Here is a 25,705-nt window from a genome sequence, read left to right on the forward strand (position 1 = left end):
GCGTCGCCGTTTACTCGCTCGCCTCTTGCCTGTTTGACCCTCTCCAAACCATCTTGATGCCTTCGGGCACCAGGATGAGCGGCAGGCAGAGCAGCCCGATCAACTGCCAGTGCTCCGAGCCCAGCGGTTGCGTCCGCAACAAGCTTTGCAGCGGCGGAAAGTAGACGGCGGCAAGCTGCGCTCCGATCATCGCCACCAGCGCGAGGATCAACCACGGGTTCGAGAACCAGCCCAGCCTGGTACAACTGCGCGTAAACGAGCGGAATGCGAACACGCTGGATTTCTCGAACAAGACCATCGCCGTGAAGGCGGCCGTCCGGGCGATCTCTTCTCCTTGCGGCAGGAACTCGTAGAACACATAGAGGCTCGCCGCCGCGGTGTAGGAGCCAAATGCCAGAATCATCAGCAACGCGTGTAGGTCGAGAATGCCCGCGCTCAGCGGCCGCGGCGGAACACGCATCTGCTCGGACGTCGCCTTTTCCAACCCGAGGGTCAGCGCGGTGACGCTGTCAGTCACGAGGTTCATCCACAGGATTTGAGTCGGCAGAAAGATCAACGGCCCCCCGAAGGCGACATTCGCGATGATCGCCAGAACCTCCCCGGCATTCGACGACAGCAGGTATCGGACGAAGCGCCGGATGTTTTCAAACTGGCGCCGCCCTTCCCGGATCGCGGCGGCGATGGTCGCGAAATTGTCGTCCATGAGCACAAGATCGGCGGCGTCCTTGGCCACGTCGGTGCCGCGAATACCCATCGCGATCCCGATATCGGCCCGTTTCAAGGCCGGTGCGTCATTGACGCCGTCGCCGGTCATGCCGACGATCTTGCCGGTCTCCTGCAACGCCTGCACCAGCCGCATCTTGTGTTGCGGCGCGGTCCGGGCGAACAGCACGTGTCGGCGCAGCAGCTTCTCGAGCGCCGCGTCGTCGATTTCGTCCAGCTCGGCCCCGGTGACCACCTTATCGACCTCGAGTCCCACCGACTGGGCAATTGCCCGCGCCGTGTTTGGGTCGTCGCCGGTGATCATGATCACCCGGATTCCGGCGCGCCCGCAATCCGCGATCGCCTCGGCAACTTCCGGACGCGGCGGATCGATCAAGCTCGCCAGCCCGAGAAATTCCAGCTCCTCCTCGTTCGCCTCCGCGTTCGCGTCGGGTTTGCGGGCCAGTGCGATAACCCGCTGACCCTGTCCGGTCAGCTGCGCCAGCGCCTCGAGGATCTGCTGCCGTGCCACGCTGTCGAGCGGCTTGGGCCCATCCGGGCCGCGCCAAGTCGTGCAAGCGTCGAGAATCCGCTCCGGTGCCCCCTTGACCAGAAGATGGATGTCGTCGCCGATGCGGCGCACCATGCCCATCCGCTTGCGCTCCGAGGAAAACGGTTTCTCGACCAGTGGCGGCGTTTTCGGCAACGGGGTCCATCCCTTGTAGGCCAGCGTCACCAGCGCCCCCTCGGTCGGATCGCCCACCATCTCCCAATCCGACCCCTCACGATGAAGCGACGCGTTGGTGCAGCCAACCGCCACCTCCAGAAGTGCCGCCAGGTCGGCATCGTCGGCGTGCCGAACCGGCTGCCCGTTCAGCGTGATCCGCCCGGCTGGGTCATATCCCGTGCCGCTGACCTCGTAGCGCCGCCCGCCGATCCAGACGAATTGCGCGGTCATGCGGTTCTCGGTCAGCGTTCCGGTCTTGTCCGAACAGATCACCGAGGCCGCGCCCAGGGTCTCGATCGCCTGCAAGTGACGGGCCAGCGCCTGGCGACGGACCATCGCCGCCGCCCCGAGCGCCAGGCTGATCGTGACGACGGCCGGCAATCCTTCGGGCACGATCGCAACCGCCAGCGACAACCCGACCATGACCATTTCGATGATGCTGCGGCCAACCAGGATGCCTGCGACGGCAATGGCGGCACCGATGCCTACCGAAGCAAGACCCAGTTGGCGCGCCAACCGGCCAAGCTGGCGTGACAGATGGGTTTCCTTATCTTCGATCGACCCGGCCAGAACAGCGATCTGACCGAACGCCGTCCGACCGCCGGTTGCGGTGACGATGCCCTCGCCACGCCCGGCAACGACAGCGGTGCCCATCATCAACCCGCCCCGCCCGTCCTCGCCACCGACCGATTTCTCGACCGGAAACGACTCGCCGGTCAGCACGCTTTCATCGGCCCGGACCTCCAGGGCGTTGATCAGGCGCATGTCCGCCGGAACGCGATCGCCCGCGCCGATCATGACCAGATCGCCGGGAACGATCTCCCGGGTGTCGATCTCCTGCGCCCGGCCGTCACGGATCACGCGCGCGGTGGCCGACAGCATGTTGCGCAGCGCGGCCAGGGCGTTTTCCGCCCGCCATTCCTGCAAAAACCCGAGAACCCCGTTCAGGATGACCACGAGCCAGATCGCCAGGGCGTCGACGCGTTCGCCAAGCAGCTGCGCCGCGACAGCCGCCACGATCAGCAGAACGACGAGTGTGCCTGTGAACTGGTGGAGAAGAATTCGCCAGGCCGGCGTGATTTTGACCTCGGCCAGCGCATTGGGCCCAACCTCGACCAGCCGGCGCGCAGCCTCCGCTGAACTCAGGCCCGTGTTCCGGTCTTTTTCCGCGATGTCCGTGACCATGTCGTTTGCTCGTGCTCCCCGCATCTGTTCAACAATAGGCAATCGCCATGACGTGAACTTGACTCCGATCAAATGCAACCGCCAGGTCTGCGGTTATGCTGAAAACCATCTCATCTGGACATCCTTAGGAACACGGCGCACAATCCCGCCTCGCATCCGCGGAATTCTGTTGCACTCCAACCCCCTAGCGATCTCATGACGAACGCCAACTTCCTCGACACCCCCTTCGCCGCAACCGTCACCATGCCGGACCTCGACATCACCGGCCCGGGCCGGTTCTTCAACCGCGAGCTCAGCTGGCTGGGCTTCAACTGGCGGGTACTGGAGGAGGCCGACAACACTCGGGTGCCGCTCTTGGAACGGCTGCGGTTTCTCTCAATCTCGGCCACCAACCTCGACGAATTCTACACCGTCCGTGTCGCCGGCCTGCGCGAGCTTGCGCGCGAAGGCGTTACCACGCCCGCCGCCGACGGGCTCTCCCCGGCCGAGCAACTCGTGCTCATCCATGCAGATGCCCGCCGCCTGATGGCACATCAGCAGAAAACGCTCGATCGGCTCGCCGGTGAAATGCAGGCCGCCGGGATTTCGATCTGCGCCAGGGCCACGCTCACGGACGATGACCGCGCCCATCTGCGCGAGGTCTTCCTGTCGCAGGTTTTCCCCGTGCTGTCGCCGCTGGCTATCGACCCGGCGCACCCCTTCCCCTTCATCCCCAACACAGGCTTCGCCCTGGCCCTCCAGCTGAGCCGCTCCCGCGACAAACGCCAACTCCTCGCGCTGCTGCCGATCCCGCATCAGATCGACAGGTTCGTGCCCCTGACCGCCCCCGAAGGCCATCTCCGCTTCCTGCCGCTCGAAGACCTGCTGCTCGAACATATTTCCTCGTTGTTCCCCGGCTACGAGCTTACCGGTCATTGCGCCTTTTCCGTGCTGCGCGACAGCGACCTCGAGGTCGAGGAAGAGGCCGAAGACCTCGTGCGCGAGTTCGAAACCGCCCTCAAGCGCCGCCGCCGCGGCGAGGTGGTGCGGATGAAACTGTCCGTCGATGCCCCGCCGGTGCTGCTCGACATGATCAAACGCGAGCTGCACGTCAGCGATGACGAGATCGTCGAGATCGACGGGCTTCTCGGTATCTCCGACCTCTCCGAACTGGTGCTCGACTCCCGCCCCGATCTGCTCTGGCCGTCGTTTACCCCGCGCGTGCCCGAACGGGTGCAGGATTTCGACGGCGATCTCTTTGCCGCCATCGCCCAGAAGGACATGCTGCTGCACCACCCGTACGAGACCTTCGACATGGTGGTCCGCTTCCTCGAACAGGCTGCCCGCGATCCGAACGTGGTGGCGATCAAGCAGACCCTCTACCGCACCTCACGCGACAGCCCGATCGTCTCGGCACTGTGCGAGGCCGCCGAGGACGGCAAATCCGTTACAGCGCTGGTCGAACTCAAGGCCCGATTCGACGAAGCCGCCAATATCCGCCAGTCCCGCCGGCTCGAACGCTCCGGTGCCCACGTGGTCTATGGCTTTCTCGACCTCAAGACCCACGCCAAGATCTCCACCGTGGTCCGGCGCGAGGGCGAAAAACTGGTGACCTATACCCATTTCGGCACCGGCAACTACCACCCGATCACCGCCCGCATCTACACCGATCTTTCGCTGTTCACCTGTGACCCGGCCTTGAGCCGCGACGCCACCAAGGTGTTCAACTACCTCTCCGGCTATGCCCAGCCTGAACGGCTGGAAAACCTCTCCATCTCCCCGATCAGTCTCAAGCCGAAGCTGCTCGAGATGATCGCCGCGGAAATCGCTCATGCCAAATCCGGCAAGCCGGCCGAAATCTGGGCCAAGATGAACTCCCTGATCGACAGCGAGGTGATCGACGCGCTCTATGCCGCCTCTCAGGCCGGGGTCAAAATCTCGCTCGTCGTGCGTGGCATCTGCGGTCTGCGCCCCGGGATCAAGGGGCTCAGCGAAACCATTCGCGTCAAGTCCATTGTCGGGCGCTTCCTCGAGCACTCCCGCATCGTCTGCTTTGGTAACGGCAAGGGTTTGCCGCATAAAAAGGCGCGGGTCTTCATCTCTTCGGCAGACTGGATGGGTCGAAATTTGAACCGTCGGGTCGAAACCCTGGTCGAGATCGAAAACCCCACCGTCAAGGCCCAGATCCTCGAGCAGATCATGGCCGCCAACTTGGCCGACGTGGCGCAAAGCTGGGTGATGTCGCCCGATGGTTCCTTCACCCGCGCCGAAGTGCCGGAAGGCGAAACCCCGTTCTCGGCCCACCGGTTCTTCATGGAACACCCCTCGCTCTCCGGCCGCGGCTCGGCTGGCGCGTCGGACGTGCCGAAATTGACCCACAGCGAGGACTAGGGGCACCGTCGACCGAACCAAGGCGCCGATCGCAGCCGGGTACGCGTCGATCATAGCCTGAGTTGCCCGGCAATACGGCGACAGCCTGGGGATGAAACGAACCTTTAAAGCGTTTCGGGCGCCGCCCGCCGTGTTTTCGCCAAAAGCGTAGAACCGGTCCACGAAACCGGGTCTGAACCTCCCACGCCCAAGACGGGTGGCGTATCGACACCGCACAATCGTCAACACGGGCCGCATATCCAGCCGCAGCCCATAAGGCCTGATCCGGCCGCGATCCCTCGCTTGCCTAAGCCCGGCTCCGCAACTACTCTCGCCGCAACCCAAGTGCCTGTCGCGCCGGCATGTTTCGCACCGCCGCAGCGACCGGGCCGGAGCCACGAGAAAGAACGAAAGAAACGGCAGCATGCAGGACAAGCTTCAGGCATTCATCCGGCTCATGTCCTTCATTGTGGTGGCCTTTTTCGCCGGCTGGTGGGTTTCCCACTCCGACAGTGCCCTCAGCCGCCACCTGTCCGAAACCCTGACTCGCGCCCAAAGCCTGATCTCGAAATCCGGCTGGCAGATGCTGATGCTCGGGCGGGCGGCCGAACACGTCCAGCCGGCCCGCGATGCGGGCGCCGGGGTCGTGACGAACGCATTCGGCGCGGCCGGCGACAATCTGCTCCTCGTCGGTTTCTTCGACGGTGAAAACCAGGCCCGGGTCCTTCGCCGCGACGGCACGGTCCTGCACAAATGGGGTCTCTCCTTTCCCGAACACTTCCCCAAGGGCGAACCTCGCGCCTGTCAGGCCATGCACCCGCTCGACGTCGATATCCACGGGGTCGAACTGACGCCAATGGGCGAACTGGTCTTCAACTATGAATACTGCGGCACGGTCAAACTCGATGTCTGCGGCACGCCGCTCTGGACTTTGCCGCTCAATACCCATCACTCGATCACGCGCCGCGAAGCCGGCGGCTACTGGATTCTCGGGCGGCGCGTCGTCACCGGGGCCGAGTTGAACCTGCCGCCCTTCACCGGGCCGGACACGATGCAGGATGCCCCCTTCCAGGAGGATTTCGTCCTCCAGGTCGGCGAAGATGGTCGTGTCGCCAACAGCACCTCGGTGCCGCGTCTGCTGATCGACAACGGCTTCGAGGCCCTGCTCACCGCCGATGGCCTGCGGCTTGACGGAGCCACCCGCACGGAAATCGTGCACACCAACAAAATCGCCGAACTGACACGCGACCTCGCCCCCGCCTACCCGTCTTTCGCGGCAGGCGATCTGGCGGTGTCGATGCGAAAACTCAACCTGATCTTCATCTTCGATCCGTCCACGAAGCAGATCAAATGGCATTCCACCGGCCCCTGGATCCGTCAGCATGATCCGGAGTTTTCCGGCGACGGCAAACTGTCTGTCTTCAACAACAATGCCTATTGGTATTGGCAAGATGCCCTCGGCCACGTCCGTCCCGACAGCCCGGCTACCAGCAACATCATCGAATACGATCTTGAAACCGGCGCGCACCAGATCTGGTATGGCGGCCGCCCCGGCGAGGAGCTGATCTCGGTCATTCGCGGCCAGCACGAGGTGTATGACGACACCCGGCTGATCACCGAATTCGACCGCGGACGGGTGATCGAAGTCGATGCCGATGGCCGCATCCTCTGGGAATACATCAACCGCATCGACGACAGCCTGGTCGGCGAAATCACCTATGCAGCCCGGATCGGCCCCGATGCCCCCGATTTTGCCAGCCTCGATTGCCCGTCGCCCTGAAACCGCTCCACAAAAACCCACGCCGGTGCGGCAAGTCCGCCGATCCCACGCACGAACGTTGACCCGTGAAGCCGGCCTTGCAATAACGGGGCCGAACAGACCCCAAGGCGATGGCATGGACGCGGAAAACCAAGCAGCATCAACCGATTGGGGCCATTTTGGCCGACCGATCTTCGATGACCCCTCGGCCCGCGCCTTGTCGCGCGTCGGCGTGGTCGATGTCGGCTCTAACTCGGTTCGTCTGGTGGTATTTGACGGCGCCGCCCGCTCGCCGGCCTATTTCTTCAATGAAAAGATCATGTGCGCCCTGGGCGACGGGCTGGCAGAAACCGGCCGTCTGAGCCCCCAGGGCCGGGTGCGCGCGCTGTCGGCCATCCGCCGTTTCCAGCGCCTGGCCCAGGGCATGAACACCGGCCCGCTGACCGCCGTCGCCACCGCCGCCGTCCGCGATGCCGAAGACGGCCCCGAGTTCCGCGACCTCGTGGAACAGGAAACCGGGCTCCGGCTGCATGTCATAGACGGTCTGGAGGAAGCCCGGCTCTCGGCCCAGGGAGTGCTCTTGGGCTGGCCCGGCGCCTACGGCCTGGTCTGTGACATCGGCGGCGCCTCGATGGAACTTGCCGAGATCAACGACGGTCTGGTCGGTCGCCGTGTCACCTCGCAACTCGGACCGCTGCGCCTGCGCAACATCAAGGGCGGAAAAAAAGGCCGCAAGGCCCATATCCGCGCCGTTCTGGCCGATCTGCACGAAACCATGGGAGATCAGCACAACCGCCTGTTCCTGGTCGGCGGCTCGTGGCGCGCCATCGCGCGGATCGACATGGACCGCCGTGACTACCCGCTGCATGTCCTGCATGAATACCGGATGAGCCGCAAGGCGGTGGCTGCGACCGCGAGATACATCGCCGAGAACGACGCCGAAGAGCTGCGCACCCGCTGCGGCGTCTCCGCCCAACGTATGGCGCTGGTGCCGCTCGCGGTGGAGGTGCTCAAGGAGGTGGTCAAAACCTTCGGTCCCCGCGATATCGCGATCAGTTCCTACGGCATCCGCGAAGGCATGCTCTACGAACAGATGCCCCAGCGCCTGCGCGACCGCGACCCGCTGATCGAAGCCTGCTACTTCTCCGAGGCCAAGGATGCCCGCCTGCCCGGCTTCGGCCGCACGCTGTTCGATTTCATCCGGCCGCTGTTCAATTCCGCCTCACGCGACAGGCTGCGCCTGATCAAGGCCGCCTGCCTGCTGCATGACGTGACCTGGCGCGCCCATCCCGACTACCGCGCCGAGCTCTGTTTCGACAATGCCACCCGCGCCAATCTCGGCGGCCTCAAGCATTCCGAGCGCATTTTCCTCGGTCTCGCGCTGATGCACCGCTACTCCAATTCCCGCAAGGGCACCCGGTTCGAGCCGCTGTTCGACCTGCTGCCAGAGACCGACCAGAACGCGGCCGAAGTCATCGGCAAGGCGATGCGCTTCGGCGCAATGCTGTGGCTGAAAAAGGACGCCGAACTGGGCCGGCTGAAGCTCTATCCCAAGAAAAAGGTCCTCGAACTCACCCTGTCGCCCGAGGCCGCCCCGCTCTTCGGCGAAGTCGCCGAGGCCCGGTTTCAGTCGCTCGCCGATGCGCTTGGTGCGAATCGGGTTGTGAACGGTACGTAAGGCGGGTGCCAGACCACCGTCCCGGTCAACAAACACCGATCAGACAATCACAGCCCTTCTTTACTAATCCACTCGGCAATGGCCGCTCCAATCTCATCGCCTGAATCCTCCTGGATGAAATGGCTGCCCGCCACCGTTACTTCGCTCTGGTTCTTCCAGCCGCGGCAGAAATCTCGCACGGCGCCGATCAGGATCGCGCCGGGTTCGGCATTGATGAAAAGCTTCGGCACGGTGTTCTCCGCCATCCAGTCGGCATAGGCCTGGACCCGAGCGCACACATCTTTCGGCTCACCCGCAATCGGGATCTGTCGTGGCCAGGTCAGGGTCGGCCAGCGGTCTTCACGGGCCGCAAAGGGTCGCCGGTATTCATTCATCTCCTCGTCGGTCAAGTCGCGCAACACCGATCCGGGCAGGATACGCTCGACAAACAGGTTCTTCTCCAGGATCATGCCCAGCCCCGCCTCCGACCGCAGCGCCTGAAAGATCGGTGTCGCCTCGGGTGAAAATTCCTCCCAACCGGCCAGCGGCCGCACGATCCCCTCCATGTAGGCGATGCCGCGCATCGCGTCGCGGTTTTGGTTGGCCCAGTCAAAGCCCAGCGCCGAACCCCAGTCATGCACCACAAGCAACACGTCCTCGTCCAGCCCCAGCGCCGCCATGAACCCCGCCACAAAACGGCGGTGGGTGGCGAACGTGTATGTCGCTGCATCCGGGTCTGGCAGCTTCGCACTGTCCCCCATGCCGATCAGATCGGGCGCGATGCATCGGCCCAGCGGCGCCAAAGCAGGCATGACGTCGCGCCACAGAAACGAGGACGTCGGATTACCATGCAGCAGGACAATCGGCCGCCCCTGCCCCATCTCGACATAGGCCATGTCATGGCCGTGAACGGATACATGCTTCTTCATGGTCTTGCCTCGCATCGGTGGGGTTGTCCGGTTTCCCGACCCTAGGTCCGTTCGCCCCTCGCGTTAAGTCTTATTCCCGGCCGCGTGCCCCCGCACACCCGGCACAGCCCCGCCGATCGCTCTGCGTTACAAAACTTTTTCTTGATTTTTTCCCGGCTCGCCCTCATATCCACCACGCGACGTTACCACTATCGACCCACTGCTCCTTCTACGGCTCAGTCACTCGATCTTGCACTGACTACGCCGGCCTGCCGCACTCCCGCGGGCAGGAAACGAAAAGGAGAAACGACGATGGCAAATGGCACCGTCAAATGGTTCAACACCACCAAAGGTTATGGCTTCATCGCGCCGGAAGGCGGCGGCAAGGACGTGTTCGTGCACATCTCGGCCGTTGAACGCTCGGGCCTCACCGGCCTGGCCGACGATCAGAAGGTGACCTTCGACATCGAGCCCGGCCGCGACGGCCGCGAATCTGCGGTGAACATCCAGCTCGCCTGAGCCTTTCAGCGATCTGATTTCGAAACGGGCGCCCTCTGCGGCGCCCGTTTTCATTCCGTCAGCCGCTCGCTGTGCAGACGTTTGCGCCGGGCCCATCCCTTGAACGGCCAAAAAAGAAATCGTCCGACCGGGACCATCACCGGATGCGCCGCCCGCATCATCTTTGCGGCATAGGCGTCGGCCTCGCGCTCCTGTTCGGTCACCTGCCCACCCTCGACATGACCGCATGCATGGTGCCCGACTTCGTGGTAAAATGTGTGCTCGCGGCTCAGCCGCCTCAGCCAGCGCGGCCCGAGTTCGATCCCCGGCCAGACCAGCACAATGCCGGAAAAGAACAGGTTGTAGCGCCCGAGGTAGTCCATCCCCGGCACATGGCCGATCACGTCGATCCGGCTCACCGTGTCCAGTTCCAGCCCCGGCGTGTCACACCAACCCGCGATCTCGGCCGCGATCCCTGTCCTGCCCGGCAGGTCATCCGCCACGTAAACCGGCACGCCCGGATCCACGCTCAACAGCGGATTTTCTGCCAGCCGCCCCGCCATGATCTTGACCGTGCGGGCATGTAGCGGATGCAGCTTCCCGGCCTGCAGCCGGTGGATCGCGGCGGCAAATGCCGTCCCGTCAAGCTCGCTCAACAACGCCAGCAACACACCCAGATATTTCCCCGACGGACCCTTCGGCGGCTGCGCCCAGGCATCGCTCTCAAGGCGCGCCTCGATGTCCGCAACCGCTGCCGCGCCCAGCGCCAGCAGATCGCGCCAGGCATCGCGCACCGTCTCCACATCTCCGGTCGAAACACCCCGCAAAAGCCTGGTCGTCGCCGTCTTGCCAGTGCCGCTCACGCCTCGCTCCAGTCCATGTCATCCGCCTTTTCGATCGCCAGCCGACCCTCGGGCCAAGGTCGGCACTGCGCCCTTGCCGCGCCGGCATCGCCGGTCCGCCAGACCGGCACCTCTCGCATTGGCTTTTGCAGAAACAGCCGCGCTGGCATGCGCTTACCTCCCTCTCGGCCGCCCTGCGGGACAGCGGGTGGGGCGATCCGCGACCCGCGGGAGCGTCACCCGACCGGCCCCGTCTCCCTCACTTCGCCCGGATCCGCGCCACCAGCGCGCGCACCTCGGGCCCGATATCCGCCACGATCAGGCGAACACCCTCGGCGTTGGGGTGAATGCCATCTTCCTGCATGAACCGCACCACCTCCGCCGGAGCGTCGCCCAACGCCGCCAGGAAGTTCGGATAGAGCGCCACTCCGAACTCCGCGGCCAGATCCGGCCAGATCGCCGCGAACTCGGCCTGGTAATCCGGCCCGTAATTCGCCGCCACCGGCATCCCCACAAGCAGAACCTCAAGGCCTCTCTGGCGGCAGATCTCCAACATCGCCGCCAGGTTGGTGCGCGCCTCGTCCGGCGGGATACCGCGCAGGATGTCGTTGCCGCCAAGCTCCAGGATAATCCCCTGCAGCTCATCGCTCAGCGCCCAGTCAAGCCGCGCCAGCCCGCCCGCGGTGGTCTCCCCCGACACACCCGACAGAACGATGCGCACATCCTCGCCCTCGGCCGCCATCCAGTTTCTCAGCTGCGGCACGAAGCCCTCGTGGTCGAGAAGCCCCCAACCCGACGTCAGGCTGTCGCCGAAAGCGATGAGATGCACTTTCTCCGCCATCGCCGGCCCGGCCAGGCCAAACGCCAAAATTGCTGCAACGCTCGCCTTGCCAGCCCGCCGCATTGCCCCATATGTGAAAGAGCGCAAGAAGGGTCCGAATATCGTCATGAGTCCGCCTGCCATTTCCCTGTTATCCGTATCCTTGTCGCTTCAGGGCAATGCCGGCCCCGTCGATATCCTCCATGGCATCACCCTTGATGTAAACCGCGGCGAAACCCTGGCCCTGGTCGGCCCTTCCGGCTCCGGCAAATCCTCGCTCCTGATGCTGATGGGCGGGCTCGAACTGGCAAGCTCCGGTACGATCACCGCCCTCGACCACGACCTGTCGGCAATGAACGAGGATGAGCTCGCCCGCTTCCGCAGGGATCATATGGGGGTGGTGTTTCAATCCTTCCACCTCATTCCCACAATGACCGCGCTCGAAAACGTCGCCACCCCACTGGAACTCGCTGGCCATGTCGACGCCTTCACCCGCGCCGAGGCCGAGCTTGCCGCCGTCGGCCTGTCGTCGCGCGCCGATCACTACCCGTCGCAACTTTCCGGCGGCGAACAGCAACGTGTGGCACTTGCCCGCGCCGCCGCACCGCGACCCGACATCCTGCTGGCCGACGAACCCACCGGTAATCTCGACACCAGCACCGGTGCCCAGATTATCGACCTTCTCTTCGGGCTGCGCGCCGCCCATGGCGCCACCCTGGTGCTGGTCACCCATGACGCAGCGCTCGCCGCCCGCTGCGACCGCGTGCTGCATCTGCGCGATGGCCGGATCGCCGACCGGGCCGAGGCGGCGCAATGAACTCGGGCTTGCCGCTGCCGCCTGACCGGCACGGGCCGCACCGCACACCCGGGCTCGACCGCCCCTGCCCATGGCAGGGTGCGACGCTCCCCCGCACCGAGGCGGACCCATGATCCTGGCCCAACCGCTTCGCCTTGCACGCCGCGAGCTGCGCGGCGGCCTGCGCGGCTTCGCGATCTTTCTCGCCTGCCTCGCCCTCGGCGTTGCCGCCATTGCCGGCATCGGCTCGGTCCGCGCCGCGATCGAGGCCGGCCTGAAACGCGAGGGCGCCGCCCTGCTCGGCGGCGATGCCGAGATCGAGCTCACCTACCGATTCGCCAGCGAGGACGAATGGCAATGGATGCGAAGCCACGCCACCGCGATCTCGGAAATTGCCGATTTCCGCTCCATGGCCGTGGCCGGCGATGACCGCGCGCTGACCCAGGTGAAATCCGTCGATGACACCTATCCCCTGGTGGGCCGGGTGGAACTCGATCCGCCGATCTCCTTGGCCCGGGCCCTCGCCGTCGAAAACGGCGTGCCCGGCGCGGTCATGGACCGCGTCCTCGCCGATCGCCTCGCGCTTGCCCCGGGCGAGACTTTCAGCCTCGGCGGCACCGAGGTGCGCCTGTCGGCCCTGCTCCTGCGCGAACCCGACAACGCCACCGGCGGCTTCGGGCTCGGCCCGCGCACACTGGTCGCCACCACCGCCCTCGATGGCACCGGTCTGCTGGCGCCCGGCACGCTTTACGAAACCAGGTATCGCATGGCTTTACCGCCGGACGCCGATCTCGCGGCGCTGGAAACCCGGGCCAAGGCCGATCTCGCCCAGTCCGGCCTGCGCTGGCGCGATGCCCGCAACGGCGCGCCTGGCGTGGCACGCTTCGTCGAGCGGCTCTCGGCTTTTCTCATCCTCGTCGGCCTTTCGGGGCTTGCCGTCGGCGGCGTCGGCGTCTCGGCCGCCGTGCGCGCCTATCTCGCAGGCAAGACCGAAACCATCGCGACGCTGCGCACGCTGGGCGCCACCAACGCCACGATCTTCATCGCCTACGCTCTGCAGATCGCCGCGCTGTCGGCGCTGGGCATTCTGATCGGCCTCGCGCTGGGCGGCCTGGTCCCGCTCGCCCTTGCGCCGGTTTTGCAGGCGCAGCTCCCCGTCCCCGCCGTCTTCTCGCTCTACCCGGCCCCGCTGATCGAGGCCGCGCTTTACGGCGCGCTGACCGCCACCCTTTTCACCCTCTGGCCACTGGCACGCACCGAAACCATCCGCGCCGCCACGCTGTTTCGCGATGCGCTGTCCGGTGCGCGCCGGCTGCCCCGCGCCCGCTACATCCTCGCCACGGCCTTCCTTCTGGCACTGCTGATCGCCGCCGCAGGCGTCTTCTCCGGCTCCTTCCGTCTCACCGGCTACACTGCAGCGGGCCTGTTGGGCGCGCTGCTCATGCTAGCCGTCGCCGCCCTGCTTGCCCGCCTGCTCGCCCGTCGCCTGCGCCCGCTCAGCCGCGGCCGTCCGGCCTTGCGCTGGGCGCTCGCCGCCATTTCCGGCCCTGGCTCCGAGGCTTTGCCCGTCACCCTGTCGCTGGGGCTCGGCCTGTCGGTGCTGGCGGCTGTGGGCCAGATCGACGGCAACCTGCGCGGCGCCATCGCTCGCGACCTGCCGCAGGTGGCGCCGTCCTTCTTCTTCGTCGACATCCAGAAGGACCAGATGCCGGGCTTTCTCGGCGCGCTCAAAACCGACGACAGCGTCAGCAAGATCGAGCACGCGCCGATGCTGCGCGGCGTCATCACCGAGATCAACGGCCGCCCGGCGCGCGAGATCGCGGGCGATCACTGGGTCATCCAGGCCGACCGCGGCATCACCTATTCCGCCACCCTGCCCGAGAACACTCGTCTGACCGCCGGCGATTGGTGGGCCGAGGATTACACCGGCCCGCCGCTGGTCAGCTTCGCCGCCGAGGAGGCCGAGGAAATGGGCCTCAGCCTGGGCGACACCCTCACCGTCAACGTGCTGGGCCGCGACATCACCGCCACCATCTCCAGCTTCCGCGAGGTTGATTTCTCCACCGCCGGCATCGGTTTCATCATGTCGATGAACCCCGCCGCGATCTCGTCCGCGCCGCACAGCTTCATCGCCACGGTCTATGCCAAGCCCGAGGCCGAGGCCCACATACTGCGTGACCTCTCGCAAAGCTTTCCCAACATCACCGCGATCCGGGTCAAGGACGCCATCGCGCGGGTCTCCGAGATGCTCGCCTCCCTCGCCGCCGCCACCGCCTGGGGGGCCTCGGCGACCCTGCTCACCGGCTTTCTGGTGCTGATCGGTGCCGCCGCCGCAGGCAGCCAGGCCCGCGCTCACGAGGCCGCAGTTCTGAAAACCCTGGGCAGTTCCCGCGCTCGCATCCTGCTCAGCTTCCTCGCCCGCGCCGCACTGCTGGGCCTGGCCGCCGGCGCCGTGGCGCTCGCGGCCGGCATCGCCGGCGGCTGGGCGGTCAGCCGGTTTCTGTTCGACACCGGCTTCGACGTGATCTGGACCGCCGGCCTCGCCATCGTGCTGGGCGGCGTCGCGGCCACGCTCCTGGCCTCGGTCGGCTTCGCGCTGCGCGCGCTGGCCTCGCGTCCCGCCCGCACGCTACGGGCCCGCGACTGATCGCGACCGGCGTTCCGCCTTGAAGCCCCGCGCCCGCGGTGTCATCCCTTGGCGATGCCCGCATCATGTCCCCGACGGAAGGTCCGCCGCCCATGCCCCCCGAAACCCTGCCCCTGCCCGCCCCGCGCCTCACACCGGCACAGGAGACCAGCCTGATCCAGGCCGTCCGCCGCGCCGCCAGGGCCGAGATCCTGCCGCGGTTCCGCAACCTCGCCGCCGGGCAGATTTCCCAGAAAAGCGGACCGCAGGACCTGGTGACCGAGGCCGACACCGCCGCCGAGGCGCTGATCGCCCGCAGCGTCCTGCAGCATTTTCCCAATGCCGTCGTGCTCGGCGAAGAGGCCTATGCCGCCGACCCGTCGCTGCGCGACAGCGCCGCCAGCGCCGAGCTGGCGATCATCGTCGATCCGGTCGACGGCACCTGGAACTTCGCCCATGGCGTGCCGCTGTTCGGCGTGATCCTCGCCGCCACCCGCTATGGCCGGCCTGTCTTCGGCCTGCTTTACGACCCGATCACCGACGACTGGATCACCGCCTCCGAAGATGGCCCCGCTTGGCAATCGGAAATCGCTGCGCCGTCAAAACGGCTCGCCACCTCCGCCGGCGGCGCGCTTTCAGCACTCTCGGGCATCGCACATGTCCCGCTGATGCCGCAGGACCACCAGGAAGCCTTCGCCCCGGTGATCCCGGCCTTTGCGCGCCTGAACAGCCTACGCTGTTCCTGCCACGAGTACCGGCTGATGGCCCAGGGCGCGGTGGATTTCGTGCTGTCGGGCGTCCTCAACCCATGGGATCACGCCGCCGGCGCCTTCATTGCCACCCGCGCCGGCGGCGTCGCCCGCTTCCTCGACGGGCGCGATTACGACATCTCGGTAACGGAAGGCTACCTGCTCACCGCCGCCAACGAGACCACCTGGCTGACGGTGCGCGACGTGATCGCGCCGGGTCTCAGCCGCGACACCACCTGATCCAGAGGCGCGCTGACGCGGGCAAGTCTGATTTGGCGCGCGCCGCCCCGGCCTTGGGGGCTCTGCCCCCAAACCCCCGAGGTATTTTTTGAACAGAAGAAGCAGGCAACCTCCGCACCACTGACGTCTGATCGCGCCGAGAAACCCCGGCTTGCCGCACCGACGCCGCCGGGCTTCTTCTGTTTTCAAATACCTCGGGGAGCGCGAGGGGCAGGCCCCTCGCTCCGGCGCTGTCCACCGGCACCACGCTCGGCGCTACTCCGCCGCCTCGCCATAGGCCTCGACCGGCGGGCAGATGCACACAAGGTGACGGTCGCCCCAGGCGTTGTCGACCCGGTTGACCGGCGGCCAGTACTTGTCGACCCGGAAAGCGCCGGGCGGGAAGCAGCCCTCTTCGCGCGAGTAGGGCCGGTCCCAGTCCTTGACCAGGTCCTCCATCGTGTGTGGCGCGTTTTTCAGCGGGTTGTTGTCGCGATCCATGCGGCCGTCCTCGATGGCGCGGATTTCCTCGCGGATCGCCAGCATCGCGTCGCAGAACCGGTCGAGCTCGGCCTTGGTCTCGCTTTCGGTGGGTTCGATCATCAGCGTACCGGCTACCGGCCAGCTCATCGTCGGTGCATGAAAGCCGTTGTCGATCAGCCGCTTGGCGACGTCATCAACGGTCACCCCGGCGCTCTCGGCAAAAGGTCGCGTGTCGATGATGCATTCATGCGCCACGCGGTTGCCGGGCCCCTTGTAAAGCACCTCATAGGCCCCCTCCAGCCGCTTGGCGATGTAGTTGGCGTTGAGGATCGCCACCCGCGTCGCCTGGGTCAGCCCGGCGCCGCCCATCATCAGGATGTAGGCCCAGGAGATCGGCAAGATCGAGGCCGAGCCGTAGGGCGCAGCACTCACCACACCGGATCTCTCCGGCAGGTGCGGGATCAGGTGGTCCTTTACCCCGATCGGCCCCATGCCGGGGCCGCCGCCGCCATGCGGGATGGCAAAGGTCTTGTGCAGGTTGAGGTGGCTGACGTCGCCCCCCAGATCGCCGGGGCGGGAGATCCCGACCATGGCGTTCAGATTGGCGCCGTCGATATAGACCTGGCCGCCATGTTTGTGGGTGACCTCGCAGACCTCGATCACGGTTTCCTCGAACACGCCATGGGTCGAGGGATAGGTGATCATGCAGCCGGCCAGGTTGTCCGAGTGTTTCTCAGCCTTGGCGCGGAAATCGTCGAGATCGATATCGCCGTTCTCGGCCGATTTCACCGGCACCACGTCCCAGCCGACCATATGGGCGCTCGCCGGGTTGGTGCCGTGCGCGCTCATCGGGATCAGACAGACCTTGCGGTGCCCCTCGCCGCGCGCCGCGTGATAGTCGGCGATGGTCAAGAGCCCGGCATATTCGCCCTGCGCGCCGGAATTGGGCTGCATCGAGAAGGCATCGTAGCCGGTGATCTTGCACAGCTTGGCCGAAAGATCGCCGATCAGCTCGTGATAGCCCTGCGCCTGATCATCTGGACAATACGGGTGCATCATCGAGAACTCGCGCCAGCTCACCGGCATCATTTCGGCTGCGGAATTGAGCTTCATCGTGCACGATCCCAACGGGATCATCGCCCGGTCGAGCGCCAGGTCGCGGTCAGCCAGCCGCCGCATGTAGCGCATCATTTCGGTCTCGGCCCGGTTCATGTGGAACACCGGGTGTGTCAGGTAATCGGTCGCACGATGCATCGCCTGCGGAACCCGGTATTCCGGCGTGAAATCGTCATCCTTGCGCACGATTCCGAAGGCCCGCCAGACCGCCTCGATATCCTCGGGCCGCACCGCTTCGTCGAGCGAGATGCCCACCCGCCGCTCGCCGACGGCGCGCAGGTTCACGCCTTCGTCGACCGCCGATTTCATCACCGCCGCCTGCAGCGGCCCGACATCGACCGTGATCGTGTCGAAGAACACCTTCGGGTCGACCTTGAAGCCGTTTTCTTCCAGCCCCTTGGCCAACCGCACGGTCTTGCGGTGAATCCGCTGGGCGATGGCCTTCAGCCCCTCGGGGCCGTGATAGACCGCATACATCCCCGCCATCACCGCCAAGAGCGCTTGCGCCGTGCAGACATTCGAGGTCGCCTTTTCCCGCCGAATATGCTGTTCGCGGGTCTGCAGCGCCAGCCGGTAGGCGCGATTGCCGTGACTGTCGATCGACACCCCCACCAGACGACCGGGCATGGCGCGCTTATAGACGTCACGGCAGGACATATAGGCCGCGTGCGGCCCGCCATAGCCCATCGGCACGCCGAAGCGCTGAGTGTTTCCGACGGCAATATCTGCGCCCATCGCGCCCGGCTCCTTGAGCAGCGTCAGCGCCAGAATGTCGGCAGCCATGATGGCGATGGCCTTGTTTTCATGCAGCTTTTCGATCTGCGCGGAGAAGTCGCGCACATGGCCATAGGTGCCGGGATACTGGAAGATTGCACCGAACACCTTGCTGGCGTCCATCTTGTCGGGGTTGCCAACGATCACCTTTATGCCCAGCGGCTTGGCCCGCGTCTTGATCACCGCGATGTTCTGCGGGTGGCAATCGCGATCGACAAAAAACGCCGTTGCCTTCGACTTCGCTACCCTTTGCGCCATGGTCATCGCCTCGGCACAGGCGGTGGCTTCGTCCAGCAGCGAGGCGTTGGCGATCTCGAGCCCGGTCAGGTCGCTCACCATGGTCTGGAAATTCAGCAGCGCCTCCAGACGACCCTGCGAGATCTCCGGCTGGTAGGGGGTGTAGGCGGTGTACCAGGCCGGGTTCTCCAGGATGTTGCGCTGGATCGCCGGCGGCGTCACCGTGCCCGAATACCCCATGCCGATCAGCGACTTCAGCACCTTGTTCTTGGCCGCGGTGATGCGCATGAAATGCAAAAGCTCGCGCTCCGACTTGGCCTTGCCGATCTCCAGCGGCTCCTTTTGCCGGATCGCCTTCGGCACCGTCTGCTCGATCAGCGCGTCGAGGCTTTCGACGTCCAGAACCTTCAACATCTCGGCCATCTCTACCGGGCTCGGCCCGATATGGCGGCGGTTGGCGAAATCGTAGGGCAGGTAATCGGTCGGTGTGAACGGCATCGCTTGCCTCCGGTCAGTCGGCGCCTTCCGGCGCGTGGGTCAAAACGTTGATCAGATGCCCCGCGGGATCGCGGAGGAAAAAACGGCGCACGCCCCAGGGCTCGTCGACGGGGCCATATTCGGGTTCCACCCCCAGCGCCGCCGCCCGCGCCATCGTGTCGGCCAGATCGTCGACCTCGATCGACAGCGCCGGCACCGGGGTGCCCGAGCCGCCTGCGCTGGCCAGGCTCAGCTGAACCCGCTGCCCTGCGCCGCGGCCCGCCAGCGTGACGAAAAAGCCTTGGTCCATCGCGGTTTCCAGTCCGAACACCTGTTGATAGAACGCGGCCACCTCCGCTGGCCGCGCCGCTTCCAGATCGGCGACGATCCTGACGACGGCCATGGCTCAGCCGATGAACTTCTTGTACCCGGCCTCGTCCATGTAATCGTCCATGGGCGACAGGTCGGATGCCTTCATCTTGAAGAACCAGGCATCACCCAGCGGGTCCTCGTTAACCTTGCCGGGATCGTCGACGATGGCGTCGTTGATTTCCACGATTTCGCCGTCGAGCGGCGCCAGGATGTCACTGGCCGCCTTGACGCTTTCGATCACGCAGATCTCATCGTCCTTGGCGACTTCGGCGCCGACCTCGGGCAGTTCCACGAACACCACGTCGCCCAGCTGTTCGCTGGCATGTTCAGTGATGCCCACCACGATCAGCCCGTCCTCTTCCCGCAGCCATTCATGTTCTTCGGTATATTTCATTTGGCAAAGGTCCCCCTTGGTTCACCGTTTGAAAGTCGCCGGCGTGAACGGCAGCTCGGCCACCGCCACGGGCAGGCGCTTGCCCCTGACCTCACCGTAAAGGGCCGTGCCGATTCCGGAAAGATCGCTGGGCACATAGCCCATCGCCATCGGCGCCTCGATGGTCGGGCCATAGGCGCCCGAGGTCACTTCGCCGATCGCTTCGCCGCCCTCGGCGGCAGCAAAAAGCTGGGTACCCGCCCGCATCGGCGCGCGGCCCTCGGGCCGCAGCCCGACCCGGCGCCGCGCGGCACCGGCTTCCAGCTCGTCCAGAATGCGCGCCGCGCCGGGAAAACCGCCCTCGCGGTCGCCGCCCCGGCGCCGCACCTTCTGGATCGCCCATTCCAGAGCTGCCTCGACCGGGCTGGTGGTGGTGTCGATGTCGCTGCCGTACAGGCAGAGCCCTGCCTCCAGCCTCAGCGAATCCCGCGCCCCCAGTCCGATCGGCTCGACACCGTCTTCCGACAACAGCACCCGCGCCAAGTTCTCGGCATGGCCCTCAGCCACCGAGATCTCGAACCCGTCCTCGCCAGTATAACCCGAACGCGATATCCACAGCTCGTCGAACACGCTGTCGGTCACGATCACGTCCATGAAGCGCATGCCCTTCACCGCCGGTGCAATTGCCTCCAGCGCCTCTTCCGCCCGCGGTCCCTGCAGCGCCAGCAGCGCCCGGTCGGTCACTTCCTCGACCGTACAGCCGGTCAGATGTTTCCGCATGTGGGCAATGTCGTTGTCTTTGCAGGCGGCATTGACCACCACGAACAGATGATCGCCGCGATTGGCAATCATAAGATCATCTAATATACAACCAGATGTATCGGTAAAGAATGCATAGCGCTGCCGCCCCTCGGCCAGCCCGGCAATGCTCTGCGGCACCAGCGCCTCGAACGCTGCGGCGCCGTTCTCGCCGTCGCCCCGGACGATCACCTGGCCCATGTGGCTGACGTCGAACAGCCCGGCCGCGGCCCGCGTATGCAAATGCTCCTTCAGCACGCCCATCGGGTACTGCACCGGCATCTCGTAACCGGCAAACGGCACCATCTTGGCTCCCAGCTCAAGGTGCAGATTGTGCAGGCAGGTCCGCCGCAGCTCAGACATCGCTCATCGCTCCCTTCCGGGCCGGGTCAGTCTCGTCGTGGTCATTCATCCGGCATCCTTCCTGCGTCCCGTGACGGCGCAACCCGATGCCCCCTCTGTCCCTTCGCCTGAGATCGTTATCCCTTCGGCGCCCCGGCCGTGCCCGGGATCTCTCCAGAGTCTCGATACGCAGGGCCGGTCCCTTTGGCCTGAGAGTTTCCGGGGCGGTTGCTCCTTCGGCACCGTGCGGTCACGGTTCTCCCGATCCTGCGGTCGCGCATACACTAGTATACCGCACACCGTCCCGCAAGGGCGATGCGTTCCCGACAATTATCGTTTGCTTCATGTTGAACTTGCGCGTGCCCTCATCGACGCACGCGGGCAAATTTCAGTCGGCTTGCGCTTCCGACGCGCGCTTGCCCGTCCGCGCCGCACTGCAGCCGCCCGAAGCCATGATCGCCTTCAGCGGATCGTTGTCGCAAACCAGCGTATCGAGCGTCACCTCGTCGAGATGGGCATAGAACGCTTCGGCGGCATCCTGGATGGCCAGTCGCAGCCGGCAGGCATCAATCAGCGGACAGGTATTGTCGACGTCGGCAAAGCACTCGGTCAGCGGCACATGGCTTTCCAGCGCCCGGAATACGTCACCGATCACGATGTCACGCGATGGCCGGCCCAGCTCCAGCCCGCCGTTGCGGCCGCGCTGGGTATGCAGATAGCCCAACTGCCCCAGCTGGTTGATCACCTGCGCCAAGTGGTTCTCGGACGTGTTGCAGCACTCGGCGATCTCGGCCTTGGTCACCAATCGCCCACGATTGACCTCACAGAACATGAGGACGCGAATGGCGATATTGGTTCTCTTGGTGATCCGCACGCGGCCGGCCTCCGTCGATGAGAAAAAGGTGAAGGAGTCATACGTGTTTTAATCGCATACCTGTTTGACATGGATCAATCCATGGGCAAATTGGCCGCATGTCTGACGCACAACACGCCTATTTCTTCGGCTACGGCTCGCTGGTGAACCTCGCTACGCACGACTACGCCGATGCCCATCCTGCCCGCGCCCGCGGATGGCGCCGGGCTTGGCGACACACCAATCTGCGGCCGGTGGCGTTTCTCACCGCGGTGCGCGATCCGGAGTGCGTGATCGATGGCATGATCGCCCATGTGCCGGGCGACGACTGGGCGGCGCTCGACATGCGCGAACACGCCTATGCCAGGGTACGCGCCTGCGACGATGTGGACCACGCGCTCGACCACCGCCCGACCCTGGCGATCTATGCCATCCCGAACGACGCCCACGGCCGCCCCGACGAAGCCCACCCGGTGCTGCTCAGCTATGTCGACGTGGTGGTGCAGGGCTATCTGCGGGCGTTCGGCGAAGCCGGGGCCCGGCGCTTCTTCGACACCACCGCGGGCTGGGACGCCCCGGTCATGGACGACCGCGCCGCCCCGGTCTATCCCCGCCACCAGCAGCTGACCGCCGAGGAACGCGATTTTGTCGATGCCCATCTCCGCCGCCTGAAGGTGCGGATTATCGACCAACACCCGGTCTGATACCCCTCGCCACTGACTGCCGGTTTCTCCTCCTGCGACGATAAGACTCGACCCTGCCTCGGCTTGTTCCCGCCGAGCAAAAAGCGGATTCCGGCGCAGTTACGGATCATCAGCTTTTCAGCCGCCAAGCCAACACATTAGAAAGTCGAGATATCAGGAAACGCGCGATTGCCGAAAGGAATCAAAGAGGTAATCCAATGACTATGGCAGTAATGAACAAAGCCGGCGCCCTGTATCAGTACGGTCAATACAGCCAGTACGGCATCCAGGACAGGCAAACCGGATTCGGCTCTTCCACTGACGACACCGAGACGGCCGACAAGATCGTGACCGTCACCACGGACACGACCGACACGACCGCAAGAATCACATCGGTCACCTACAGCGACGAAGCCATCGCCGAACTGATCTACATGATCGAGGAAGAGAAACTCGCGGGCGATGTCTACGAGTATTTCTATGATCTCTACGGCCTGCCGATCTTCGAAAACATCGCCGAGTCGGAAGACCGCCATTTCGAGGCGCTGATCAAGCAGGCCGAGAAACTCGGGATCGACGTCGATGACTTCGTCTTCGCCGAGGCCGGCAGCTTCGAGAACGAGGAACTTCAAGAGCTCTACGATTCACTGATCGAAATGGGCAGCGAGTCGTTGACCGCCGCGCTCGAGGTCGGCGTGATCATCGAGGAAAAAGACATGATCGACATCGCCGCCGCCATCGACAACGTCGAAGGGACCCAGCTGGCCAGCGTTTACGAAAACCTGCTGGAAGGGTCGGTCTATCACCTCGACGCGTTCGAAGCTCTTCTGGGCTGATCCCGCGAATCGCGTACGAGAACAGTCCGGCGCCGTCCATCGGCGCCGGGCCCGGGCGCTCCGACCCCCGTTCAAGCCTTGACCGGTCATCCGGCCAAGCCCCTACCGCTTGAAACTGAACAGCGCCAGCAACCGTCCCTGCCGCGCATAGTCGTCACCCGGCGCGGCGCGACCGCGCTCGCGGGCCATGATCCGCCGTGCAAGCAGCCACGCCAGCGCCCCGAACACGATGCCGCCCACGGCTTGCCCGATCAGTACCCCCGGCGCCCCGACCAAAGCGGCGCCCGCCATCACGAAGGGTACCGTGCCCAGCGTATGTCGCCCCCAGTTCACCCAGGTCGACAGGAACGGACGGCCCAGGTTGTTGAAGGCGGCATTGGCCACGAAGATCACGCCGTTGAAGAAATACAAAAGCGCAATCGGCCCGCAGAACAGGTAAACCAGCCGTCGCGCCTCGCCTTCCGCGCCGAACAGGTCGGCAATCGGGGCGCGCAGCAGGAACAACAGCGCCGCAACCGCCAGCACCACCGCGCCGGCAAACAACACCCCGTCGCGGAAGGCCCGCCGCACCCGGCCCATCTTTCGGGCGCCGTAGTTCTGGCCAATGATCGGCCCGATCGCGCCGCTGAGCGCGAAGATCACGGCGAAGGCCACCGGCAGCAGCCGGCTGATAATCGCCAGCCCCGCCACCGCATCCTCGCCAAAGGCGGCCATGGCGCGGGTGACATAAGCTTGCCCCATCGGCGTGGCGAGTTGGGTCAACACCGCCGGCCCGGCAATCGCCGCCAGGCCGCCGAAATCCACCGTGAAGGCCCGCGCCGTCGGCCGTTCCAGCCCGCCATGATGGCGGAACACCGGAATCAGCGCCGTCGCCGCGATCGTCAGCCGCGCCGCCACCGTCGCCAGCGCCGCCCCCTTCAGGTCGAGAGCCAGCCCGAAAATCAGGATCGGGTCGAGCACTGCGTTCACCACCCCGCCGTAAAGCGTGGCCATCATCGACCGGCGCGCATCGCCATAGGCCCGCAGGATCGCGCCGCCCACCATGCCCAACATCAGGAAGGGCAGGCTCGGCACGATGATCGACAGATAGCCCTGGGCCAGCGCCAATGTCGTCCCACTCGCCCCGAGAAGCGCCACCAGCGCCGGGATCTGCCACCAGACTACGGCCGCGAAGACCGCTCCCAGCCCGAAAGCATAGATCAGCGAGGTCGCGGCCCGCTGCCGCGCCAGCGCGATATCGCCCTCCCCGACCGCCCGCGCCACCCGGGCACCGGCCGCGATTGCCATGCCGATCCCGAACGAGGTGGTGAAGAACAGGATTGCCCCGGAATAACCCACGGCCGCCGCCAGTTCGTCGCGGCCCAGCCACGAGATGAACACCATGTCGACGAGATCGACAAGGAACACGGCCATCAGCCCCACCGACGATGTGAGCGCCATCACCGCGATATGCCGCATCAGCGACCCTTCGAGAAACTTGGCCTTTTCGTTCACGATCGCCCCGCCGGTGTTCCGCCATCGCCCCGCCTGTTCTGGCCAGCAAGGCGGCTCGGAACCCGAAAGGCAAGTCACTTCCGCGTGGCGCGGCACCGAAAAACCGCGCCTTGCGCCATGTCAACGACAGGCCGCAGCCGCGAGGCTTAGAATTTTTCTACAGTCTAACCGGCGGGCGGTTTAACGATAACGGCAACCGGATCAGGGTTCTTGGGGGGTTAGGCGGAGAATGTCTATTCGGGAGGAAATGTCATGAAACGCGTTCAACAAAAAATACTGACCGGCTTGGTGACCGGGTTTTTCGCCCTCGCCGCGATTGCCACCGGTCTTGCCGCGCAAACACTGGAGGGCTCCAATATCGACAGCCGTGTGCTAGTCGGTTTCGAGGTTGATGCAGAAGACGTGCAGTCACGGCTTCCGGAAGGGTGGACCTCAGTGTCGTTTCCCAACGGCGCGTTGAAAGGTGCCAATCTTCTCATGATCTTTGAAGACCGCGTGCTCGGGCGCGATGCCGAGGGTAAGCCACTTGATCTGTTCACCCACCGTGGCCTTGCATTTCTTGGGTTGGCCAAACAGGGAGACAGTGTGCGCCTGTACATTCTCCGACTGTATACGACAAACCCGGATTACGACCCGTACAGGAACGCATCGGTCGCCGATATTTCGCGTATGTCTTCAACTTCGGGTCCGTCCAATGCCGGGCGTGACAGGAGCGAAAACTGGTCCGTGGCCCTGGGAGACGGCACCAAACTCGAAATGACACTGACCTTCACGTCGGGCCGTCCGGTCTGGCAGAACGCCAAGACGCGAATGTTCTCCAATGCCGACCCCACCGTCTCGCGGATCTTTGAATATGATCAGTTGATGGACGTGGTAATGAGCACGGGGCTGGGCAAGCCGCTGTCCGGAACGATGAACCTGACCAGCGATATTGCCGAGCTTGCCGATATTTTCGATGGGAACGAAAAAATGGTCGGCATCGTTGATTCACCGATCCGGGTTCGCCAGGTCTTCCTGCCGTAAAAGCTCG

Annotated in this window: 21 protein-coding genes and 1 riboswitch; of the genes, 10 read left to right on the forward strand and 11 right to left on the reverse strand. The window is 65.0% G+C overall.

What is annotated here, in order from left to right; genetic code table 11:
• Nucleotides 1-10: 10 nt before the first annotated feature.
• Nucleotides 11-2,614: a cation-translocating P-type ATPase gene (locus tag NO357_RS16500; RefSeq protein WP_306736809.1), complete on the reverse strand. Its 2,604-nt coding sequence runs from the start codon at nucleotides 2,612-2,614 to the stop codon at nucleotides 11-13.
• A gap of 195 nt (nucleotides 2,615-2,809) precedes the next feature.
• Here NO357_RS16500 and NO357_RS16505 point away from each other — a divergent pair, with 195 nt between their 5' ends.
• The 3 genes from NO357_RS16505 (at nucleotide 2,810) to NO357_RS16515 (ending at nucleotide 8,400) form a co-directional block, all read left to right on the forward strand.
• Complete coding sequence (locus tag NO357_RS16505; RefSeq protein ID WP_306736810.1) at nucleotides 2,810-4,984, forward strand: RNA degradosome polyphosphate kinase; 2,175 nt, start codon at nucleotides 2,810-2,812, stop codon at nucleotides 4,982-4,984.
• A gap of 403 nt (nucleotides 4,985-5,387) precedes the next feature.
• Nucleotides 5,388-6,743, forward strand: coding sequence for an arylsulfotransferase family protein (locus tag NO357_RS16510; RefSeq protein ID WP_306736811.1), 1,356 nt, complete (start codon nucleotides 5,388-5,390; stop codon nucleotides 6,741-6,743).
• A gap of 115 nt (nucleotides 6,744-6,858) precedes the next feature.
• Nucleotides 6,859-8,400, forward strand: a complete 1,542-nt coding sequence (locus NO357_RS16515) for a Ppx/GppA family phosphatase (protein ID WP_306736812.1) — start codon at nucleotides 6,859-6,861, stop codon at nucleotides 8,398-8,400.
• A gap of 47 nt (nucleotides 8,401-8,447) precedes the next feature.
• Here the strand turns inward: NO357_RS16515 and NO357_RS16520 are convergent, their stop codons facing one another.
• Nucleotides 8,448-9,308: a haloalkane dehalogenase gene (locus tag NO357_RS16520; protein ID WP_306736813.1), complete on the reverse strand. Its 861-nt coding sequence runs from the start codon at nucleotides 9,306-9,308 to the stop codon at nucleotides 8,448-8,450.
• A gap of 291 nt (nucleotides 9,309-9,599) precedes the next feature.
• Here NO357_RS16520 and NO357_RS16525 point away from each other — a divergent pair, with 291 nt between their 5' ends.
• Nucleotides 9,600-9,806 (forward strand): cold-shock protein, encoded by a 207-nt coding sequence (locus NO357_RS16525; RefSeq protein ID WP_306736814.1) that lies wholly within the window; start codon nucleotides 9,600-9,602, stop codon nucleotides 9,804-9,806.
• Nucleotides 9,807-9,856: 50 nt separating this feature from the next.
• On the opposite strand, the gene NO357_RS16530 is transcribed toward NO357_RS16525, so the two are convergent.
• The 3 genes from NO357_RS16530 to NO357_RS16540 all read right to left on the reverse strand — a co-directional run bounded on the left by NO357_RS16530 (nucleotide 9,857) and on the right by NO357_RS16540 (nucleotide 11,468).
• The gene (locus NO357_RS16530) at nucleotides 9,857-10,648 is read right to left on the reverse strand and encodes a M48 family metalloprotease (protein WP_306736815.1); all 792 of its coding nucleotides are present in this window, start codon (nucleotides 10,646-10,648) and stop codon (nucleotides 9,857-9,859) included.
• Nucleotides 10,645-10,797, reverse strand: a complete 153-nt coding sequence (locus tag NO357_RS16535) for a hypothetical protein (protein ID WP_306736816.1) — start codon at nucleotides 10,795-10,797, stop codon at nucleotides 10,645-10,647. The genes NO357_RS16530 and NO357_RS16535 overlap by 4 nt, the downstream gene beginning before the upstream one ends.
• Nucleotides 10,798-10,886: 89 nt before the next feature.
• A complete protein-coding gene (locus NO357_RS16540; RefSeq protein ID WP_306736817.1) occupies nucleotides 10,887-11,468 on the reverse strand; it encodes an arylesterase in 582 nt (193 codons plus the stop codon).
• Between the two features lie 106 nt (nucleotides 11,469-11,574).
• Between NO357_RS16540 and NO357_RS16545 the strand changes: the two genes are divergently transcribed.
• The 3 genes from NO357_RS16545 to NO357_RS16555 all read left to right on the forward strand — a co-directional run bounded on the left by NO357_RS16545 (nucleotide 11,575) and on the right by NO357_RS16555 (nucleotide 15,858).
• Nucleotides 11,575-12,264 (forward strand): ABC transporter ATP-binding protein, encoded by a 690-nt coding sequence (locus NO357_RS16545; RefSeq protein WP_306736818.1) that lies wholly within the window; start codon nucleotides 11,575-11,577, stop codon nucleotides 12,262-12,264.
• Between the two features lie 109 nt (nucleotides 12,265-12,373).
• A complete protein-coding gene (locus NO357_RS16550) occupies nucleotides 12,374-14,890 on the forward strand; it encodes an ABC transporter permease (RefSeq protein WP_306736819.1) in 2,517 nt (838 codons plus the stop codon).
• 92 nt (nucleotides 14,891-14,982) lie between these two features.
• Nucleotides 14,983-15,858, forward strand: coding sequence for an inositol monophosphatase family protein (locus NO357_RS16555; RefSeq protein ID WP_306736820.1), 876 nt, complete (start codon nucleotides 14,983-14,985; stop codon nucleotides 15,856-15,858).
• Between the two features lie 255 nt (nucleotides 15,859-16,113).
• Here NO357_RS16555 and gcvP read toward each other — a convergent pair whose 3' ends face one another.
• The 5 genes from gcvP to NO357_RS16580 all read right to left on the reverse strand — a co-directional run bounded on the left by gcvP (nucleotide 16,114) and on the right by NO357_RS16580 (nucleotide 21,683).
• A complete protein-coding gene (gene gcvP, locus NO357_RS16560) occupies nucleotides 16,114-18,945 on the reverse strand; it encodes an aminomethyl-transferring glycine dehydrogenase (RefSeq protein ID WP_306736821.1) in 2,832 nt (943 codons plus the stop codon).
• Between the two features lie 13 nt (nucleotides 18,946-18,958).
• Nucleotides 18,959-19,327, reverse strand: coding sequence for a VOC family protein (locus NO357_RS16565; RefSeq protein WP_306736822.1), 369 nt, complete (start codon nucleotides 19,325-19,327; stop codon nucleotides 18,959-18,961).
• Nucleotides 19,328-19,330: 3 nt separating this feature from the next.
• Complete coding sequence (gcvH, locus tag NO357_RS16570; RefSeq protein WP_306736823.1) at nucleotides 19,331-19,690, reverse strand: glycine cleavage system protein GcvH; 360 nt, start codon at nucleotides 19,688-19,690, stop codon at nucleotides 19,331-19,333.
• Between the two features lie 21 nt (nucleotides 19,691-19,711).
• Complete coding sequence (gene gcvT / locus NO357_RS16575) at nucleotides 19,712-20,830, reverse strand: glycine cleavage system aminomethyltransferase GcvT (RefSeq protein WP_306736824.1); 1,119 nt, start codon at nucleotides 20,828-20,830, stop codon at nucleotides 19,712-19,714.
• Between the two features lie 165 nt (nucleotides 20,831-20,995).
• Nucleotides 20,996-21,083: riboswitch (glycine riboswitch) on the reverse strand.
• 114 nt (nucleotides 21,084-21,197) lie between these two features.
• Complete coding sequence (locus NO357_RS16580; RefSeq protein WP_306736825.1) at nucleotides 21,198-21,683, reverse strand: RrF2 family transcriptional regulator; 486 nt, start codon at nucleotides 21,681-21,683, stop codon at nucleotides 21,198-21,200.
• Nucleotides 21,684-21,781: 98 nt separating this feature from the next.
• Between NO357_RS16580 and NO357_RS16585 the strand changes: the two genes are divergently transcribed.
• Nucleotides 21,782-22,366 (forward strand): gamma-glutamylcyclotransferase, encoded by a 585-nt coding sequence (locus NO357_RS16585; RefSeq protein ID WP_306736826.1) that lies wholly within the window; start codon nucleotides 21,782-21,784, stop codon nucleotides 22,364-22,366.
• Nucleotides 22,367-22,563: 197 nt separating this feature from the next.
• Entirely contained in the window at nucleotides 22,564-23,181 is a 618-nt protein-coding gene (locus NO357_RS16590; RefSeq protein WP_306736827.1) for a DUF2202 domain-containing protein, read from the forward strand.
• A 102-nt stretch (nucleotides 23,182-23,283) separates the two neighbouring features.
• On the opposite strand, the gene NO357_RS16595 is transcribed toward NO357_RS16590, so the two are convergent.
• Complete coding sequence (locus NO357_RS16595; protein WP_306736907.1) at nucleotides 23,284-24,678, reverse strand: MATE family efflux transporter; 1,395 nt, start codon at nucleotides 24,676-24,678, stop codon at nucleotides 23,284-23,286.
• Nucleotides 24,679-24,927: 249 nt separating this feature from the next.
• On the opposite strand from NO357_RS16595, the gene NO357_RS16600 reads away from it, so the two are divergent.
• The gene (locus NO357_RS16600) at nucleotides 24,928-25,698 is read left to right on the forward strand and encodes a hypothetical protein (protein ID WP_306736828.1); all 771 of its coding nucleotides are present in this window, start codon (nucleotides 24,928-24,930) and stop codon (nucleotides 25,696-25,698) included.
• Nucleotides 25,699-25,705 lie beyond the last annotated feature (7 nt).

The sequence above is a fragment of the Marimonas arenosa genome (assembly GCF_030848945.1).
Lineage (GTDB): Bacteria > Pseudomonadota > Alphaproteobacteria > Rhodobacterales > Rhodobacteraceae > Marimonas > Marimonas arenosa.

What these genes read in the sequence shown, in the direction of transcription:
- NO357_RS16525 (WP_306736814.1), top strand. Translation starts at nt 9,600, where the DNA reads ATGGCAAATGGCACCGTCAAATGGTTCAACACCACCAAAGGTTATGGC.
- NO357_RS16555 (WP_306736820.1), top strand. Translation starts at nt 14,983, where the DNA reads ATGCCCCCCGAAACCCTGCCCCTGCCCGCCCCGCGCCTCACACCGGCA.
- gcvP (WP_306736821.1), bottom strand. Translation starts at nt 18,945, where the DNA reads ATGCCGTTCACACCGACCGATTACCTGCCCTACGATTTCGCCAACCGC.
- NO357_RS16590 (WP_306736827.1), top strand. Translation starts at nt 22,564, where the DNA reads ATGACTATGGCAGTAATGAACAAAGCCGGCGCCCTGTATCAGTACGGT.
- NO357_RS16565 (WP_306736822.1), bottom strand. Translation starts at nt 19,327, where the DNA reads ATGGCCGTCGTCAGGATCGTCGCCGATCTGGAAGCGGCGCGGCCAGCG.
- NO357_RS16515 (WP_306736812.1), top strand. Translation starts at nt 6,859, where the DNA reads ATGGACGCGGAAAACCAAGCAGCATCAACCGATTGGGGCCATTTTGGC.
- NO357_RS16500 (WP_306736809.1), bottom strand. Translation starts at nt 2,614, where the DNA reads ATGGTCACGGACATCGCGGAAAAAGACCGGAACACGGGCCTGAGTTCA.
- NO357_RS16520 (WP_306736813.1), bottom strand. Translation starts at nt 9,308, where the DNA reads ATGAAGAAGCATGTATCCGTTCACGGCCATGACATGGCCTATGTCGAG.
- NO357_RS16545 (WP_306736818.1), top strand. Translation starts at nt 11,575, where the DNA reads ATGAGTCCGCCTGCCATTTCCCTGTTATCCGTATCCTTGTCGCTTCAG.
- gcvT (WP_306736824.1), bottom strand. Translation starts at nt 20,830, where the DNA reads ATGTCTGAGCTGCGGCGGACCTGCCTGCACAATCTGCACCTTGAGCTG.
- NO357_RS16510 (WP_306736811.1), top strand. Translation starts at nt 5,388, where the DNA reads ATGCAGGACAAGCTTCAGGCATTCATCCGGCTCATGTCCTTCATTGTG.
- NO357_RS16505 (WP_306736810.1), top strand. Translation starts at nt 2,810, where the DNA reads ATGACGAACGCCAACTTCCTCGACACCCCCTTCGCCGCAACCGTCACC.
- NO357_RS16585 (WP_306736826.1), top strand. Translation starts at nt 21,782, where the DNA reads ATGTCTGACGCACAACACGCCTATTTCTTCGGCTACGGCTCGCTGGTG.
- NO357_RS16600 (WP_306736828.1), top strand. Translation starts at nt 24,928, where the DNA reads ATGAAACGCGTTCAACAAAAAATACTGACCGGCTTGGTGACCGGGTTT.
- gcvH (WP_306736823.1), bottom strand. Translation starts at nt 19,690, where the DNA reads ATGAAATATACCGAAGAACATGAATGGCTGCGGGAAGAGGACGGGCTG.
- NO357_RS16540 (WP_306736817.1), bottom strand. Translation starts at nt 11,468, where the DNA reads ATGGCGGAGAAAGTGCATCTCATCGCTTTCGGCGACAGCCTGACGTCG.
- NO357_RS16550 (WP_306736819.1), top strand. Translation starts at nt 12,374, where the DNA reads ATGATCCTGGCCCAACCGCTTCGCCTTGCACGCCGCGAGCTGCGCGGC.
- NO357_RS16535 (WP_306736816.1), bottom strand. Translation starts at nt 10,797, where the DNA reads ATGCCAGCGCGGCTGTTTCTGCAAAAGCCAATGCGAGAGGTGCCGGTC.